Raw genomic sequence first — 13,552 nt, forward strand, 5'->3', positions numbered from 1 at the left:
AACGTGCGTTCAATCTACCGCATGCCGGATCGAGGACAAGCGCGGGCGCGACATCGCATGACGCATGGCGACCAGACAGGAACCCGGCAGCGGCACCGGATCGGCGTCGCAGCGCCCAATTCCGGTTCCCGTCGGAAGGGGCCGCACGAGCGACGACTGCGGCGCGGCGAAGAGGCGCCGGAAGGCCGACCAGAAGGCCCGGAGCGCTTTGCCGGCCTTGACGCGAATGCGCCTGAGTCCGTCGCTTTCAGACATCTGAAGCTTCATTGATCAGGTGTTCAATCGATTGTTCCCGGTGGGACGATCGGGATCGATTGGGATATGGTCGGGCATCCCCATTACCGATACGGTATCGGGGGCCGGCTCCCGCGGATGCCGCTGGCGGCGGGGCCGGTCGTTCGGGAGGAGTGAGATCCATGCAATCCAAGCGTTTCGTCGCCGGCGCCGCCCTGGCATTCGGCCTTGCCTTCTTTGCCGGCAGCGCGGCCGCTGCGGAGCCCGCAAGCTGCAAGACCGTCCGCTTCTCCGACGTCGGCTGGACCGACATCACGGCCACGACCGGACTGGCCTCGCGCGTCCTGACCGGCCTCGGCTACACGCCGAAGTCGGAGGTCCTGACCGTCCCGGTGACCTATCAGTCGCTGAAGAACAAGGACATCGACGTGTTCCTCGGCAACTGGATGCCGTCGATGGAGGCGGACCGCAAGCCCTTCGTCGAGGACAAGTCGGTCGAGGTCCTGGAAGCCAATCTCGAGGGCGCCAAGTATACCCTCGCGGTCCTGCAGCCGACCTACGATGCCGGCCTGAAGACCTTCAACGACATCGCGAAGTTCAAGGACAAGCTGAAGGGCAAGATCGTCGGCATCGAGGCCGGCAACGACGGCAACCGTCTGATCCTGGACATGATCAAGGACGACAAGTTCGGCCTGAAGACCTTCCAGCTGGTGGAATCCTCCGAGCAGGGCATGATCGCCGAGGTCGAGCGCGCGTCCAAGCGCAAGGAGCACGTCGTGTTCCTGGGCTGGGAGCCGCATCCGATGAACACCAAGTTCAAGATGAAGTATCTGGAAGGCGGCGACGACGTGTTCGGACCGAATCTCGGCGGCGCGACCATTTATACCAACGTCCGCGCCGGCTATCTGTCGGAATGCCCGAACGTCGCCCAGCTGCTCAAGAACCTGAAGTTCTCCCTCAAGATGGAGAACGAGGTGATGGGCCTGATCCTCGACGGCGGCCTCGACGGCAGCAAGGCCGGCGAGAAGTGGCTGAAGTCGAACCCCAAGGTGCTCGACGACTGGCTGAAGAACGTCTCCACCCTCGACGGCAAGCCCGGCCTCCCCGCCGTCAAGAAGAGCCTCGGCCTCTGACCTGACCGCCGGACCGGGCTTTTGGTCCGAGCGGGACCGAGAGGTCTTGTCGGGATGCGATATCGCACCCCTCATCCGCCCTTCGGGCACCTTCTCCCTCAAGGGGAGAAGGGGAAGGAAACGGGGGATCGGGCGGAGTGCGTATCGATGGTCTGCGTGCATTTGGCACGATTCCTCATGATCTCCTTCCCCCGCTTGGGGAGAAGGCGAAGGAACCGGAGGAACGGCACCATCCCGCAACCTCCCCTTCGCCCCCTGGAGGGGGGAGAAGGTGGCCGAAGGCCGGATGAGGGGGTGGATCGGGCGAAAACCCGCCGGCTCCACGGTCCAAGTCCGGTCCGAGTGGGACCGAGAGGTCTTGCCGGGATGCGACATCGCACCCCTCATCCGCCCTTCGGGCACCTTCTCCCTCAAGGGGAGAAGGGGAAGGAGCCGGGGGATCGGGCGGGGTGTGGATCGATGGTCTGCGTGCCTTGGGCACCAACCCGCAGCATCTCCTTCTCCCGCGTGGAGACAGGCGAAGGAGCCGGGGGATCGGCACGATCCCGCAACATCCCCTTCTCCCACCCGTGGGGGGAGAAGGTGGCCGAAGGCCGGATGAGGGGGTGGATCGGGCGGATATCCGCCGGATCCGCGGTCCAAGTCCGGCCCGAGCGGGACCGGGAGGTCTTGTCGGGATGCGATATCGAGACCCCTCATCCGCCCTTCGGGCACCTTCTCCCTCAAGGGGAGAAGGCGAAGGAGCCGGGAGATCGGGCGCGGGCGATTGACTCGGCAAAGAGCCGTGCCCTGGTGCCGTATCGCACGATCCCGCAACATCCCCTTTCCCCCTCAAGGGGAGAAGGCGAAGGAACCGGGGGATCGGGCGGGACTGTCGGAGGCATGAGCAGGGATCGGTCTGGTCCTGCGCCAACGGCCCGCAAGGGGACCGTCCGCCGGGTCGGTCGGCAGAGCATTCCCGAGTCCCGCGGCTTCGGGCGGGAGCGGTCTTTCCAGCCATTGTGACGTCGGCCGGTGGGCCGGCGGTCTCGGGGGGCCTCGGCATGGAAGAGTGGTTGACGGCTTGGAAGCTGCCCTTCGGGGCCTGGATGAAGGTGGTCATCGACTTCATCCAGGACAATTTCGGCACGGCGCTCGACGGCATCACGGACGTGATGAAGTTCATCATCGAGGGCACCACCTGGGTGTTCCTGCTGCTGCCGCCGCTTGCGATGATCGCGCTCGTCGCCGCCCTGGTCTGGTGGCTGCACCGCAAGGTTTCGCTGACCGTCGGCGTCACCGCCGCGCTCCTGCTGATCGCCAATCTCGGCTACTGGGAAGCCCTGATGGAGACCGTGTCGCTGGTCGGCTATGCGACGCTGTTCTCGGTCGTCATCGGCGTCCCGCTCGGCGTCGCCGCCGGACACCGCCCCTGGCTCTACGACACCATGCGGCCGGTGCTCGACCTGATGCAAACGCTGCCGACCTTCGTCTACCTGATCCCGACGCTGGTCCTGTTCGGACTGGGCGTGGTGCCGGGCATCATCTCGACCGTCATCTTTGCCGTTCCGGCGCCGATCCGGCTGACCTATCTCGGCATCACCTCGGTGCCGAAGCCGCTGCTCGAAGCCGGCCAGGCCTTCGGCGCCACGAAGCAGCAGCTGCTCTGGAAGGTGGAACTGCCGTCCGCGCTGCCGACCATCATGACCGGCATCAACCAGTGCATCATGCTCAGCCTGTCGATGGTGGTGATCGCCGCCATGGTCGGCGCCGGCGGCCTCGGCAAGCCGGTGGTGCGGGCACTGTCGAGCGTCAACATTCCGATGGGCTTCGAGGCAGGCCTCTCCATCGTGCTGCTCGCCATCATTCTCGACCGGGTGTGCAAGGCCCCCGAACGCAAGAGGGGGACGCCATGAGCGAGGGCGAAACCGCCATTTCGATCCGCAACGTCGACATCGTCTTCGCCGCCAACCCGGCGCCGGCGCTCAAGCTGCTCGACGAGGGACGCAGCCGAGAGGAAATCCTCGCCGCCACCAATGCGGTGCTGGGCGCGGCCGGCGTGTCGCTGGAGGTCAAGCGCGGCGAGATCTGCGTGCTGATGGGCCTGTCGGGCTCCGGCAAGTCGACCATCCTGCGCGCGATCAACCGGCTGAACGAGGTCAGCCGCGGCGAGATCCTGGTCGCCGACGAAGGCCAGATGATCAACGTCGCCTCCTGCGAGGCCGAGACGCTGCGACGGCTGCGCCAGCGGCGCGTGACCATGGTGTTCCAACAGTTCGCGCTGCTGCCCTGGCGGACGGTGCGCGAGAATGTCGGCTTCGGCCTCGAACTGCGCGGCATGACCAAGCCGGAGCGGGACGCGGTCGTCGACCAGAAGCTCGCCATGGTCGGCCTGTCGAAATGGGCCGACAAGTTCGCCAACGAACTGTCCGGCGGCATGCAGCAGCGCGTCGGCCTCGCCCGCGCCTTCGCGACCGACGCCGACATCCTCCTGATGGACGAGCCCTTCTCGGCCCTCGATCCGCTGATCCGCACCAAGCTGCAGGACGAGCTTCTCTCCCTGCAGAAGGAGCTGAAGAAGACCATCGTCTTCGTCAGCCACGATCTCGACGAGGCACTGAAGCTCGGCAACCACATCGCGATCATGGAAGGCGGCCGGGTCGTTCAATACGGGCCGCCGGAGGACATCATCCTCAAGCCGGTCAACGACTATGTCCGCGAATTCGTCGCCAACGTGAACCCGCTCAACGTGCTCAGCGCCTACAACGTCATGCGCGATGCCCGCGACCTGGAACCGGCCGGCGAAGGCTGGCTGTGGCTCGACCGCCGGCGCACCACGCGCTTCCGGCTCGGACCGGACCGCAAGGTCGTCCAGGCCGAGGCCATGGGCAGCGCGGCGACCTGGGTGGCAACCGAGGATGCCGGCAAGCCCTTCCCCGAAGGCGCTCATGTCGCCTTCTGGGCGCGCCAGTCGACGCCGCTGCGCCATGTCATGCATGCCATGCAGCGCGATGCCGGGCCGGTCGCGGTGTTCGATGCCGAGGACCATCTGGTCGGCGCCATCGGGGTGCGCGACGTGCTCGGCGCCGTGCTGCGGCGCGAACAGGGCTGAAGCGGTCCCGAGAAGCCCGTCTGCGCCGTCTTGCGGCGCGAACAGGGCTGAGCCGGAACGACGCGACCCGGCGCGGGGCTCACCCGCGCCGGCGGCCGCCGCGGGCGCGGGTCTCGGCGCTCGGCGGCGGGCTCTGCAGCGGGCCGACGGCGGCGACGATCTCGTCGAGGCTCGGACGGGCGCGGCGGATATGCTCGTCGACCGCCCGGCGCATGGCGGCGAGATGGCCCGACGAGGTGCCGCAGCAGCCGCCGACGATCCGGCAGCCGGTATCGATCGCCAGCCGGGCATAGTCGGCCATCAGCTCCGGCGTGCCGGTATAAACGACCTTGTCGCCGTCCACCCGCGGGATGCCGCAATTGGCCTTGGCGACCACGGCCATCTCCGGATGGGCCTCGGTCATGGCGCCGACCGAGGCGAGCAGGTCGGAGGCGCCGACACCGCAATTGGCGCCGACCGCAAGCGGGGCCTGCGCCAGCCCGGCGGCGAGATCGGCCAGCGCCGCCGGCGGCAGTCCCATCATGGTCCGTCCGGCCGTGTCGAAGCTCGCCGTCACGGTGAAGGGCAGGCCGACCCGGATCGCGGCCGCGGTCGCGGCGCGGATCTCCTCCGGCGCCGACATGGTCTCGATCCAGGCGACATCGGCGCCGCCGGCCTTCAGCCCCTCGATCTCCTCGGCAAAGACGTCGATCGCCTCTTCCTCGGTCATCGGCCCGAGCGGGGCGAAGAGATCGCCGGTCGGCCCGACCGAGCCGGCGACCACGACCGGACGGCCGGCCGCGTCGGCGACCTCGCGAGCGAGCCGGGCGGCCTTCTCGGCCAGTTCGCGCGTGCGCCCCTCGGCCTTGTGCAGCGCCAGGCGGCGGCGGTTGCAGCCGAAGCTGTTGGTCAGGATGATGTCGGCGCCGGCATCGACGAAGCCCTGGTGCAGGGCGCGGATGCGATCGGGGTGCAGGTCGTTCCAGAATTCCGGCGGATCGCCGGCCTCGAGCCCCATGGCGAAGAGATTGGTCCCGGTCGCGCCGTCGGCGAGCAGGACGGGACGCTCGGCGAGCAGGGCTTCGAGGCTGGAACGGGTCATTGCGGGGGAGGTCCTTCGCCGATTGTGCAGCGCGGTGGTAACGGATCCGGCGCCGAGGTCAAGCCGCGTGCCGAAGCCAGCTTGCCAGACCTCCCGGCAACCGCTTACCTGGGGGCGACGTTACGATATTTCGAGGGGTGGAATGGACGACCGGCAGCCGACGCATCGCGGATATGCCCTCCTGCGCCACATCGCGCGGGTGCCGCTGGTCATCCTGGTCGCGCTGTCCTTCCTGATCGACGATGTCGTCTTCGCGGCGATCCGGCCGGTCTTCCGCTGGCTGGCGGAACTGCGCCTGTTCGCCCGCCTCGGCGAAGCGATCCACCGTCTGCCGCCCTACCCGTCCCTGCTCCTGTTCCTGATCCCCTTCGCGGCGATCTGGCCGCCGAAGCTCTATGCCGTCTACCTGATGGCGACCGGCCATTTCATCGCCGGCCTCGCCGTCTATCTGGCGCTCAAGATTTTCGGCTTCATGGCCATCGAGCGCCTGTTCCATGTCACCCGCGACAAGCTGTTGAGCATCGGCTGGTTCGCCTGGTGCTACGGCAAGGTGATGGGCTGGCGCGACTGGGCCTTCGGCATCGTCAAGGCGACCCGGGCCTGGCAGATTGCGGCCGCCTTCGCAAAGGCGCTCAAGGCGCGGCTGCGCGGCCTGCTCGGCCGGGTGCGCGCGGCACTGGCGCCATTCCTCGCGGCGGCACGGGTCGCGGCCTTGCGCTTCGGCCGCTGGCTCAGGGCGCTGTCGGCACGTTGATCCGGGACCTCACTCCCGCGGCATTCTGCGATGGCGCGATCTGTCCGCTCTTCGTCCGTCGCGGTGCTTTCGGCTTTTCGCCCCAAGACTAGGCTCGTATCCGTACTCGAACCGAGGGAGACGAGAATGTCCGACCTGAAGACCGCCCTGATCGTCATCGACGTGCAGGAGTCGTTCCGCCACCGCCCCTATTTCACGCCCGTCGGCCTCGACGCCTATCTGGAGCGCCAGCAGGCGCTGATCGACGGCGCCAAGACCGCCGGCATCCCGGTCGTCCAGATCTTCCATGTCGAGGATCAGGGCCCCTTCGCGCTCGCCTCCGGCCATGTGGTGCCGCTGGCGCCGCTCGCGATCGCGCCGGATGCCGTCTTCCACAAGCGCCGGCATTCGGCGCTGGTCGGGACCGGCCTCGATGTCTGGCTGACCAGCCATGGCATCGGCCGGCTGGTCGTCTCCGGCATCCGCACCGAGCAGTGCTGCGAGACGACCACCCGGCACGCCTCCGATCTCGGCTACAAGGTCGACTTCTGCACCGAGGCGACGCACAGCTTCCCGATGACCGATGCCGCGGGGCGCGTCTGGAGCCCGGCCGAGATCGCGGCCCGCACCGAACTGGTGCTCGCCGGCCGCTTCGCCCGGATCGTGACCGTCGCCGAGGCGCTCGGTTCCCTGCCCGCCCGGATCGCCGCATGACGGACGTGCCGCCCCCGGTCCCCCCGAAAGCGATGGTCGGCGCCGGCATCCCGGCCGGGATCGTGCCGGTGGTCGCCGTGGTGCCGCCGCGGGTGCTGCTGCTCGATCTCGCCGGGCCGATCGAGGTGCTGCGCAAGGCCAATCTCGAACAGGAGGCGGTGCGCTTCGAGGTGAGCTATGTGGCGCCGGCCGGGTCGGCCGGCAGTTCCATCGGCCTCGACCTCGCCGGTCTCGCCCCCCTGCCCGACCGTCTCGCCCCCGGCACGATCCTGATCGTGCCGGGCAGCACCGAAGTGCCGCTCGGCGGGGTGAGGCCCGGCGAGGACCGGGACGGCGCGGCGGAGCGGGAGATCGTGCGCTGGCTCGCCCGCGTCGCCGGACCAGCCGGCAGGCCGGATGGCGGGCGAACCGCCGGCATCCGGCTGGTCTCGATCTGCTCGGGCGCACTGCTCGCCGCCCGGGCCGGCCTCCTGGAAGGCCGCGACTGCACCACCCACCATGCCTGTCTCGACGAACTCGCCCGCCTCGCCCCGACCGCGCGGGTGCGCGAGAACCGGCTTTTCGTCGACGACGGCGACGTGCTGACCTCGGCCGGGATCACGGCCGGAATCGACCTGATGCTGCATCTGGTCGCCCGCATCGCCGGGCCGGCCGTGGCACTGTCGGTCGCGCGCTATCTGGTCGTCTATCTGCGACGAACCGGCCAGGACCCGCAGCTCTCGCCCTGGCTCGAGGGGCGCAACCACATCCATCCGGCGGTCCACCGCGCGCAGGATGCGGTCGCGGCCGAGCCGGCGCGCGACTGGTCTGTGGCGAGCCTCGCCCGCGTCGCCGGGACGAGCCCGCGCAATCTGTCGCGGCTCTTCAACGAACATGCCGGTTCGAGCGTGACCGACTATGTCAACCGCATCCGCCTGGCGCTCGCCCGCGACCTGCTGGCCGGCTCGCGTCTCGACATGGAGACCGTCGCCGAACGCGCCGGCTTCGGCTCGACCCGCCAGTTGCGCCGTGCCTGGGGGCGGGTGCATGACGCGCCGCCGAGCCGAATGCGCGGCGAATAGGCTTGCCGGCCGGCGTCCTCCGACCGGGGCCGTCGGCAGCGCCTACCGCTGCCGCCCGCCGCCGCGCAGTTGTGTCAACAAGATCAGCACCGTGGTGGCGGCGATCATGATGCTCGAGATCGCCGCGATGGTCGGGTCGATTTGGTCGCGCAGCGAGGCGAACATGTTGCGGGTCAGCGTGGAATTCGGCCCGCCCGATATGAAGATCGCAACGACCACCTCGTCGAAGCTGGTCAGGAAGGCGAAGATCGCCGCGGTGACCAGCGGGAACCGGATCTGCGGCATCACCACCAGGAAGAAGGCCCGCGCCCGCGAGGCGCCGAGGCTCTGGGCGGCACGCTCCTGGTTGGCGTCGAAGCTCTTCAGCGCCGAGGTGACGATGACCAGCACGATCGGGATGGCCAGCACCGCATGGGCGAGCACGATGCCGATCAGCGAATTGACCAGCTTCAGCTGCACATAGGCATAGAAGATCGCGATGCCGACCAGGATCACCGGCACGATGATCGGCGTCATCAGGAGCCAGAAGCCGAGATTGCCGAACCAGAAGCGCGAATGGAAGAAGCCGTAGGCGGCGGCGGTGCCGAGCGGGGTGGCGATCAGCGCCGTCAGGATGCCGGCCTTGAGCGAGGTCGCGGTCGCATCCATCCAGGAGGCGGAGGCGAAATAGGCCTCGTACCAGCGCAGCGACCAGCGGCGCGGCGGAAATTCGAGATATTGCGAGTCCGAGAAGGACATCGGCACCACGATCAGCGTCGGCAGCACCAGGAAGGCCAGCGTCAGGATGCCGAGCGCATAGAGCCAGAGCCGGTTGCGGTGGGTGATCTGGGTTTCCGAGGCGGGGCGGTCGAGCCAGGACATCAGCCGTGCCCTCCGCCGAAGAGATCGACGCCGCGCGCGAGCCGGCCGGCCAGCCAGAGCAGCGCGAAGGTCACGACCAAGAGCACCACGCCGAGCGCGCTGGCCGCGCCCCAGTTGAAGAAGACCTCGATATTGTCCGCGATCCGGTTCGACACCATCGTCACCTTGCCGCCGCCGAGCACGGCCGGCGTCACGTAGAAGCCGAGGCACAGGATGAACACGATCATCCCCCCGGCGGTCAGTCCCGGCACGGAGAGCGGCAGGAACACCTTGGCGAAGGCTTGGCTCGGCGTCGCCCCGAGGCTGGAAGCCGCGCGCAGGAGGTCGCGGTCGATCGCCCGCATGGCGCCGTAGAGCGGCAGCACCAGGAAGGGCAGCAGGACATGGACCATGCCGATCAGCGTGCCGGTCTGGTTGTGGACCAGCGGCAGCGGCTCGCTCCACAGGCCCGCCTTGATGCCCCAGGTGTTGATCAGCCCGGTCCGCTGCAGGAGCACGAGCCAGGCATAGGTGCGCACCAGGAGCGAGGTCCAGAAGGGCAGCAGCACCGCGATCATGCACAGATTGGCGACCCGCTCCGGCAGCTGCGACAGGAAATAGGCCAGCGGATAGCCGACCAGCACGCAGATGGCGGTGGTCAGGCCGGCGATCTGGAAGGTCGCCACGAAGGTGCGCATGTAGGACGGCTGTTCGATCATGCGCTGGTAGTTGACCAGGCTGACGCTGCCGTCGTCGCCGACGAAGGAGAGCCAGAACAGCCAGGCGGTCGGGATCGCCATGGTGACGATCACCAGCACCAGCGCCGGCACGGCCAGGCCGAACAGGGCCAGCCTTTCGAAGGCATGGTCGCGGCGCAGGGCCGCGGCGTTGCAGTCGCCCGCCGGCGCGGTCGCTGCGGAACCGGTCGGCAGGGTCATCGGGCACCCTCCCGGTCCTCGGCGATCAGCACCGTATCCTCCGGCGCGAGGCCGAGCCGCACTGCCGCGCCGCGCTCCGGTAGCGCCGCGCCGAAGGTGCGGACGGTCTGGCGCAGCTGCAGCGGCGTGCCGTCGGCAAGGCGCACCTGCATCAGGATGGTGTCGCCCTGGTAGACCACATTGGCGAGGACCCCGCCGAAGCGGTTGAACGATCGCCCGGCATGGCCCCCGGCCCCATCGCCCTCCCCGACCAGTTGCAGCCGTTCGGGCCGGATCATCAGGACATGACGGCCCGAACCGGCCGGTTCGGTCGCCACCGTCAGGGCCGTGCCGCCGTGATGCCAGACGCCGTCGCGCCGCTCGACCGGCAGGAACGAGGATTCGCCGATGAACTCGGCGACGAAGCGGCTGTTCGGCCGCTCGTAGATGTCGCGCGGCGCGCCGATCTGGATGATGCGGCCGTGATTGACCACCGCGACCCGGTCCGACATCGTCAGCGCCTCGCGCTGGTCGTGGGTGACGTAGACGGTGGTCGAGCCGATCTTCTCGTGCAGCTGGCGGATCTCGATCTGCATCGCCTCGCGCAGCTGCTTGTCGAGCGCGGAGAGCGGCTCGTCCATCAGCACGATGCGCGGTTCGAACACGATGGCGCGGGCCAGCGCCACGCGCTGCCGCTGGCCGCCGGACAATTGGTCGATCCGGCGCGGCCCGTAGCCGCCGAGCTGCACCATGGCGAGCGCGGCCTCGACGCGGCGCGCGATCTCGGCCGCCGCCACGCGCCTGAGCTTCAGCGGGAAGGCGATATTGGCGGCCACGTCCATATGCGGGAACAGGGCATAGTTCTGGAACACCATGCCGATGTCGCGCTTGTGCGGGGCGAGCCGCACCACCTCGCGCCCGCCGAAACGGATGCTGCCCCGATCGGGCCGCAGGAACCCTGCCAGCGCCATCAGGAGCGTCGTCTTGCCCGAGCCGGACGGCCCGAGCAGGGTCAGGAATTCGCCCGCGCGGATGTCCAGATCGACCGCGTCGAGCGCGCGCACCGGCCCATAGGCCTTGGTCAATTCACGGATGGTGATGTCGAGCGCCGCACTTGGACCCATGGGATCGGGAGCCCCTTCTCGATCGAGCGTCCTGGCACGCCGCCGCGCGCCGCCCCCGGATTTGCGGGCGGGATCGCGATGCAGCGGTCTGTTGCCGGTCTCAGGCGCCGGCGGGCCGTCCGCCCACCCGTCGCCCGCGAGACCGATGCCGCCGGCGGGCGGCATCGGCGAATGGCAGGGTGGCGGCAGGGTCCCGTCCGTTCGCGCCGGGCGGATCGAACGGGAGCCTTTCCGCCGGCCCGGCCGACCGTATCACTCGGTCAGGAGGTTCTGATAGGCCGCCGCGGCCGCCGCCTCGTTCTTGATGTACCAGGCGAGATCGATGGTCAGCTGCTTCTTGGCATTGTCGGGATGCGAGGGCAGCCGCTTGGCATAGCCGGCCTCGATCGCCCCGATCTCGTAGGCGCGCTTGTCGGTCGGACCGTAGGTGATGTATTTCGTGAATTCGGCCTGGTATTGCGGCTTGCTGATCTCGGCCAGGAACTTCATCGCCAGGTCCTTGTTCGGCGCCCCCTTGGCGATGGCGTAGCAGTCGTAGTCGAGCAGGGCCTGATTGAACGTATAGGCGACCTTGGCACCGTCCTTGGCGACCACGTCGAAGCGGCCGTTCCAGCCGGTGACCATGTCGACCTCGCCGTCCTTCATCAGCTGCGCATGCTGCGCGCCGGACGACCACCAGACCGCGATATGCGGCTTCAGCTCGCGGATCTTCTTGATCGCGCGGTCGATGCCGCCGGGCGCCGACAGCACCTCGTAGACCTTCTCGGGCGGCACGCCGTCGGCCATCAGCGCCGGTTCGAGCGCGCCGGCGACGCCCTTGCGATAGGCGCGCTTGCCGGGGAACTTCTTCACGTCCCAGAAGTCGGCCCAGCTCTGCGGACCGGCATCGCCGTAGGTCTTGGTGTTCCAGGCCAGCACGGTCGAGAACACGTCGCCGCCGACGCAGTAGTCCTGCGCGGTGCCGGGCAGGAAGTTCGACACGTCGATGACCTTGTAGTCGAGTTTCTCGAGGATGCCCTCGGCGCCGGCGCGGGCAGCGCTGCCCGAGCCGCTGGCGACCACGTCCCAGGCGACCGCACCGGCCTTCACCTTCAGGCGCAGGTCGGCGATGCCCGTATAGGTCTCCTCCTTGAGGCGGATGCCGAGCGCCTTGGCGGCCGGCTGGAACAGGGCCTTGCTCTGGGCTTCCTGGTAGGAACCGCCGAAGGATACCACCGTCAGTTCCTGGGCCATGGCCGTGGTCGCCCCCAGAACGGCGGCGAGGGCGGCAAGAATTCCGGCTTTGAGGCTCTGCATCGCGTCTCTCCCTGCAAGCGATATGTCGACGGGTCGATGGTTCTGATGCGGGGGTCCGTCGCCTCCCCGCGCCTTTTCTGGCTGCGCCGTCAGCTCCGCCGATCCCTCCAGCGGTAATAGAGGATCGAGGGCGCGAGGAACCAGGGATTGCCGGTGTAGAAGGGCCGGGTCTGGAAGCCGAGCCCGTCGAAGGCGGTCGCACCCTCCTTCAGCCCGACGATCTGCTGGCCGATGCGCATGCCGAGATAGCTCGCCATGCCGACGCCGGAGCCGCAGTAACCCATCGCGTACCACAGCCCCTCGTGGCGCCCGACATGAGCCAGCTCATCGAAACTGTAGGCGACGAAGCCCATCCAGGACCGCGCGATGCGCGTGCCGGCGAGATCGGGGAAGATGCGCACCATGTCGGCGAGCAGCTTCGGCCCGCTCGCGCGCGGATCGGTTTCCGACAGCGACACCCGGCCGCCGAACAGGATGCGGCGCCGGTCCGGCGAGGCGCGGTAGTAGTAGACCACCTTGCGGCTGTCGGTGATGTGCCGGCCGCTCGGGAACAGCCGCTCGACGGTCGCCTCGGGCAGTTCCTCGGTGGCGATGATGTAGCTGCCGATCGGGATCACCCGGCGCCGCAGCCAGGGCGTCAGCGGCCCGGTATAACCGTTGGTGGCGACGAGCACGTCGCGGGCGGCGATCCGCCCCTTCGGCGTCGTCACCGTGAAGCCGGTCGCGGTCTTCTCGATCGCAGTCGCCGGACAGCGGCCCACCAGGGTCGCCCCGGCCTGCCGCACCCGGTCGAGCAGGCTCTGATGGTAGCGCGCCGGGTCCACCGAGACATGCTGCGGCTGGACCACACCGCCATGATAGAAGTCCGAGCCGATCTCCGCGCGCTGGGCGCTGCGGGCGACCATGTGGGCCTCGGTCTCCAGGCCCTTCGGCTGGTTGGCGAAGGTCTGCGCCAGGGCCTCGTACTCGGCCGCGCTATGGGCGGCATGGAAGCGGCCGCGGCGAACGAGGTCGCAGTCGATCCCCTCCGCGACGATGAAATCCTTCAGGAAGGCGAGCGAGTTCTGCCCTTCCCTGATGATCCGGAAGGCGCGCTCCGGCCCGTGGCGGCGGGCGAGCGCATCGAAGCCCGGCTTGACGCTGGTCGAGACCTGCCCGCCATTGCGGGTCGAGCAGCCGAAGCCCAGATCCTCGGCATCGATCACCACGGTCGCGCGCCCCGCGCGGGCGGTCTGCAACGCGGCGTGCAGGCCGGTATAGCCGGAGCCGATCACGACGACATCGGCTTTAGCCGGCAAAACCCCCGATCCGGCTGCCGCACGGGGCGT

The 13,552-nt window shown here is 68.7% G+C and carries 13 protein-coding genes; 6 read left to right on the forward strand and 7 right to left on the reverse strand.

Annotated features, from left to right (window positions below; translation table 11 throughout):
• Nucleotides 1-9: 9 nt before the first annotated feature.
• The gene (locus tag ABB55_RS00925) at nucleotides 10-255 is read right to left on the reverse strand and encodes a hypothetical protein (protein ID WP_152981878.1); all 246 of its coding nucleotides are present in this window, start codon (nucleotides 253-255) and stop codon (nucleotides 10-12) included.
• 161 nt (nucleotides 256-416) lie between these two features.
• On the opposite strand from ABB55_RS00925, the gene ABB55_RS00930 reads away from it, so the two are divergent.
• The 3 genes from ABB55_RS00930 (at nucleotide 417) to choV (ending at nucleotide 4,458) form a co-directional block, all read left to right on the forward strand.
• Nucleotides 417-1,367, forward strand: a complete 951-nt coding sequence (locus tag ABB55_RS00930; RefSeq protein WP_083463244.1) for a choline ABC transporter substrate-binding protein — start codon at nucleotides 417-419, stop codon at nucleotides 1,365-1,367.
• A gap of 1,043 nt (nucleotides 1,368-2,410) precedes the next feature.
• Nucleotides 2,411-3,262: a choline ABC transporter permease subunit gene (choW, locus tag ABB55_RS00935; protein ID WP_054357126.1), complete on the forward strand. Its 852-nt coding sequence runs from the start codon at nucleotides 2,411-2,413 to the stop codon at nucleotides 3,260-3,262.
• On the forward strand, nucleotides 3,259-4,458 hold the full coding sequence (choV, locus tag ABB55_RS00940; protein WP_054357127.1) for a choline ABC transporter ATP-binding protein: 1,200 nt from the start codon (nucleotides 3,259-3,261) through the stop codon (nucleotides 4,456-4,458). The genes choW and choV overlap by 4 nt, the downstream gene beginning before the upstream one ends.
• A gap of 79 nt (nucleotides 4,459-4,537) precedes the next feature.
• Here the strand turns inward: choV and bmt are convergent, their stop codons facing one another.
• The gene (gene bmt / locus ABB55_RS00945; protein WP_054357128.1) at nucleotides 4,538-5,539 is read right to left on the reverse strand and encodes a betaine--homocysteine S-methyltransferase; all 1,002 of its coding nucleotides are present in this window, start codon (nucleotides 5,537-5,539) and stop codon (nucleotides 4,538-4,540) included.
• 142 nt (nucleotides 5,540-5,681) lie between these two features.
• Here bmt and ABB55_RS00950 point away from each other — a divergent pair, with 142 nt between their 5' ends.
• From ABB55_RS00950 to ABB55_RS00960, 3 genes are all read left to right on the forward strand, one after another.
• Complete coding sequence (locus ABB55_RS00950) at nucleotides 5,682-6,293, forward strand: hypothetical protein (protein ID WP_054357129.1); 612 nt, start codon at nucleotides 5,682-5,684, stop codon at nucleotides 6,291-6,293.
• A 126-nt stretch (nucleotides 6,294-6,419) separates the two neighbouring features.
• Nucleotides 6,420-6,986, forward strand: coding sequence for an isochorismatase family protein (locus ABB55_RS00955; RefSeq protein WP_054357130.1), 567 nt, complete (start codon nucleotides 6,420-6,422; stop codon nucleotides 6,984-6,986).
• A gap of 32 nt (nucleotides 6,987-7,018) precedes the next feature.
• A complete protein-coding gene (locus ABB55_RS00960; RefSeq protein ID WP_054357131.1) occupies nucleotides 7,019-8,047 on the forward strand; it encodes a GlxA family transcriptional regulator in 1,029 nt (342 codons plus the stop codon).
• A gap of 42 nt (nucleotides 8,048-8,089) precedes the next feature.
• Here the strand turns inward: ABB55_RS00960 and ABB55_RS00965 are convergent, their stop codons facing one another.
• The 5 genes from ABB55_RS00965 to ABB55_RS00985 all read right to left on the reverse strand — a co-directional run bounded on the left by ABB55_RS00965 (nucleotide 8,090) and on the right by ABB55_RS00985 (nucleotide 13,522).
• Complete coding sequence (locus ABB55_RS00965; protein ID WP_140941549.1) at nucleotides 8,090-8,908, reverse strand: ABC transporter permease; 819 nt, start codon at nucleotides 8,906-8,908, stop codon at nucleotides 8,090-8,092.
• Complete coding sequence (locus tag ABB55_RS00970; RefSeq protein WP_054357132.1) at nucleotides 8,908-9,825, reverse strand: ABC transporter permease; 918 nt, start codon at nucleotides 9,823-9,825, stop codon at nucleotides 8,908-8,910. Before ABB55_RS00970 ends, ABB55_RS00965 begins: the two co-directional genes overlap by 1 nt.
• A complete protein-coding gene (locus ABB55_RS00975) occupies nucleotides 9,822-10,928 on the reverse strand; it encodes an ABC transporter ATP-binding protein (RefSeq protein WP_054357133.1) in 1,107 nt (368 codons plus the stop codon). Before ABB55_RS00975 ends, ABB55_RS00970 begins: the two co-directional genes overlap by 4 nt.
• A gap of 252 nt (nucleotides 10,929-11,180) precedes the next feature.
• On the reverse strand, nucleotides 11,181-12,224 hold the full coding sequence (locus tag ABB55_RS00980) for an ABC transporter substrate-binding protein (protein WP_054357134.1): 1,044 nt from the start codon (nucleotides 12,222-12,224) through the stop codon (nucleotides 11,181-11,183).
• Between the two features lie 89 nt (nucleotides 12,225-12,313).
• Complete coding sequence (locus tag ABB55_RS00985) at nucleotides 12,314-13,522, reverse strand: NAD(P)/FAD-dependent oxidoreductase (RefSeq protein WP_244471939.1); 1,209 nt, start codon at nucleotides 13,520-13,522, stop codon at nucleotides 12,314-12,316.
• Nucleotides 13,523-13,552: the final 30 nt, after the last annotated feature.

The organism is Prosthecodimorpha hirschii, assembly GCF_001305515.1.
Taxonomy (GTDB): domain Bacteria; phylum Pseudomonadota; class Alphaproteobacteria; order Rhizobiales; family Ancalomicrobiaceae; genus Prosthecodimorpha; species Prosthecodimorpha hirschii.

Coding starts and splice junctions, on each gene's coding strand:
- choV (WP_054357127.1), top strand. CDS start 3,259: ATGAGCGAGGGCGAAACCGCCATTTCGATCCGCAACGTCGACATCGTC.
- ABB55_RS00980 (WP_054357134.1), bottom strand. CDS start 12,224: ATGCAGAGCCTCAAAGCCGGAATTCTTGCCGCCCTCGCCGCCGTTCTG.
- ABB55_RS00955 (WP_054357130.1), top strand. CDS start 6,420: ATGTCCGACCTGAAGACCGCCCTGATCGTCATCGACGTGCAGGAGTCG.
- bmt (WP_054357128.1), bottom strand. CDS start 5,539: ATGACCCGTTCCAGCCTCGAAGCCCTGCTCGCCGAGCGTCCCGTCCTG.
- ABB55_RS00950 (WP_054357129.1), top strand. CDS start 5,682: ATGGACGACCGGCAGCCGACGCATCGCGGATATGCCCTCCTGCGCCAC.
- ABB55_RS00930 (WP_083463244.1), top strand. CDS start 417: ATGCAATCCAAGCGTTTCGTCGCCGGCGCCGCCCTGGCATTCGGCCTT.
- choW (WP_054357126.1), top strand. CDS start 2,411: ATGGAAGAGTGGTTGACGGCTTGGAAGCTGCCCTTCGGGGCCTGGATG.
- ABB55_RS00965 (WP_140941549.1), bottom strand. CDS start 8,908: ATGTCCTGGCTCGACCGCCCCGCCTCGGAAACCCAGATCACCCACCGC.
- ABB55_RS00925 (WP_152981878.1), bottom strand. CDS start 255: ATGTCTGAAAGCGACGGACTCAGGCGCATTCGCGTCAAGGCCGGCAAA.
- ABB55_RS00960 (WP_054357131.1), top strand. CDS start 7,019: ATGGTCGGCGCCGGCATCCCGGCCGGGATCGTGCCGGTGGTCGCCGTG.
- ABB55_RS00975 (WP_054357133.1), bottom strand. CDS start 10,928: ATGGGTCCAAGTGCGGCGCTCGACATCACCATCCGTGAATTGACCAAG.
- ABB55_RS00970 (WP_054357132.1), bottom strand. CDS start 9,825: ATGACCCTGCCGACCGGTTCCGCAGCGACCGCGCCGGCGGGCGACTGC.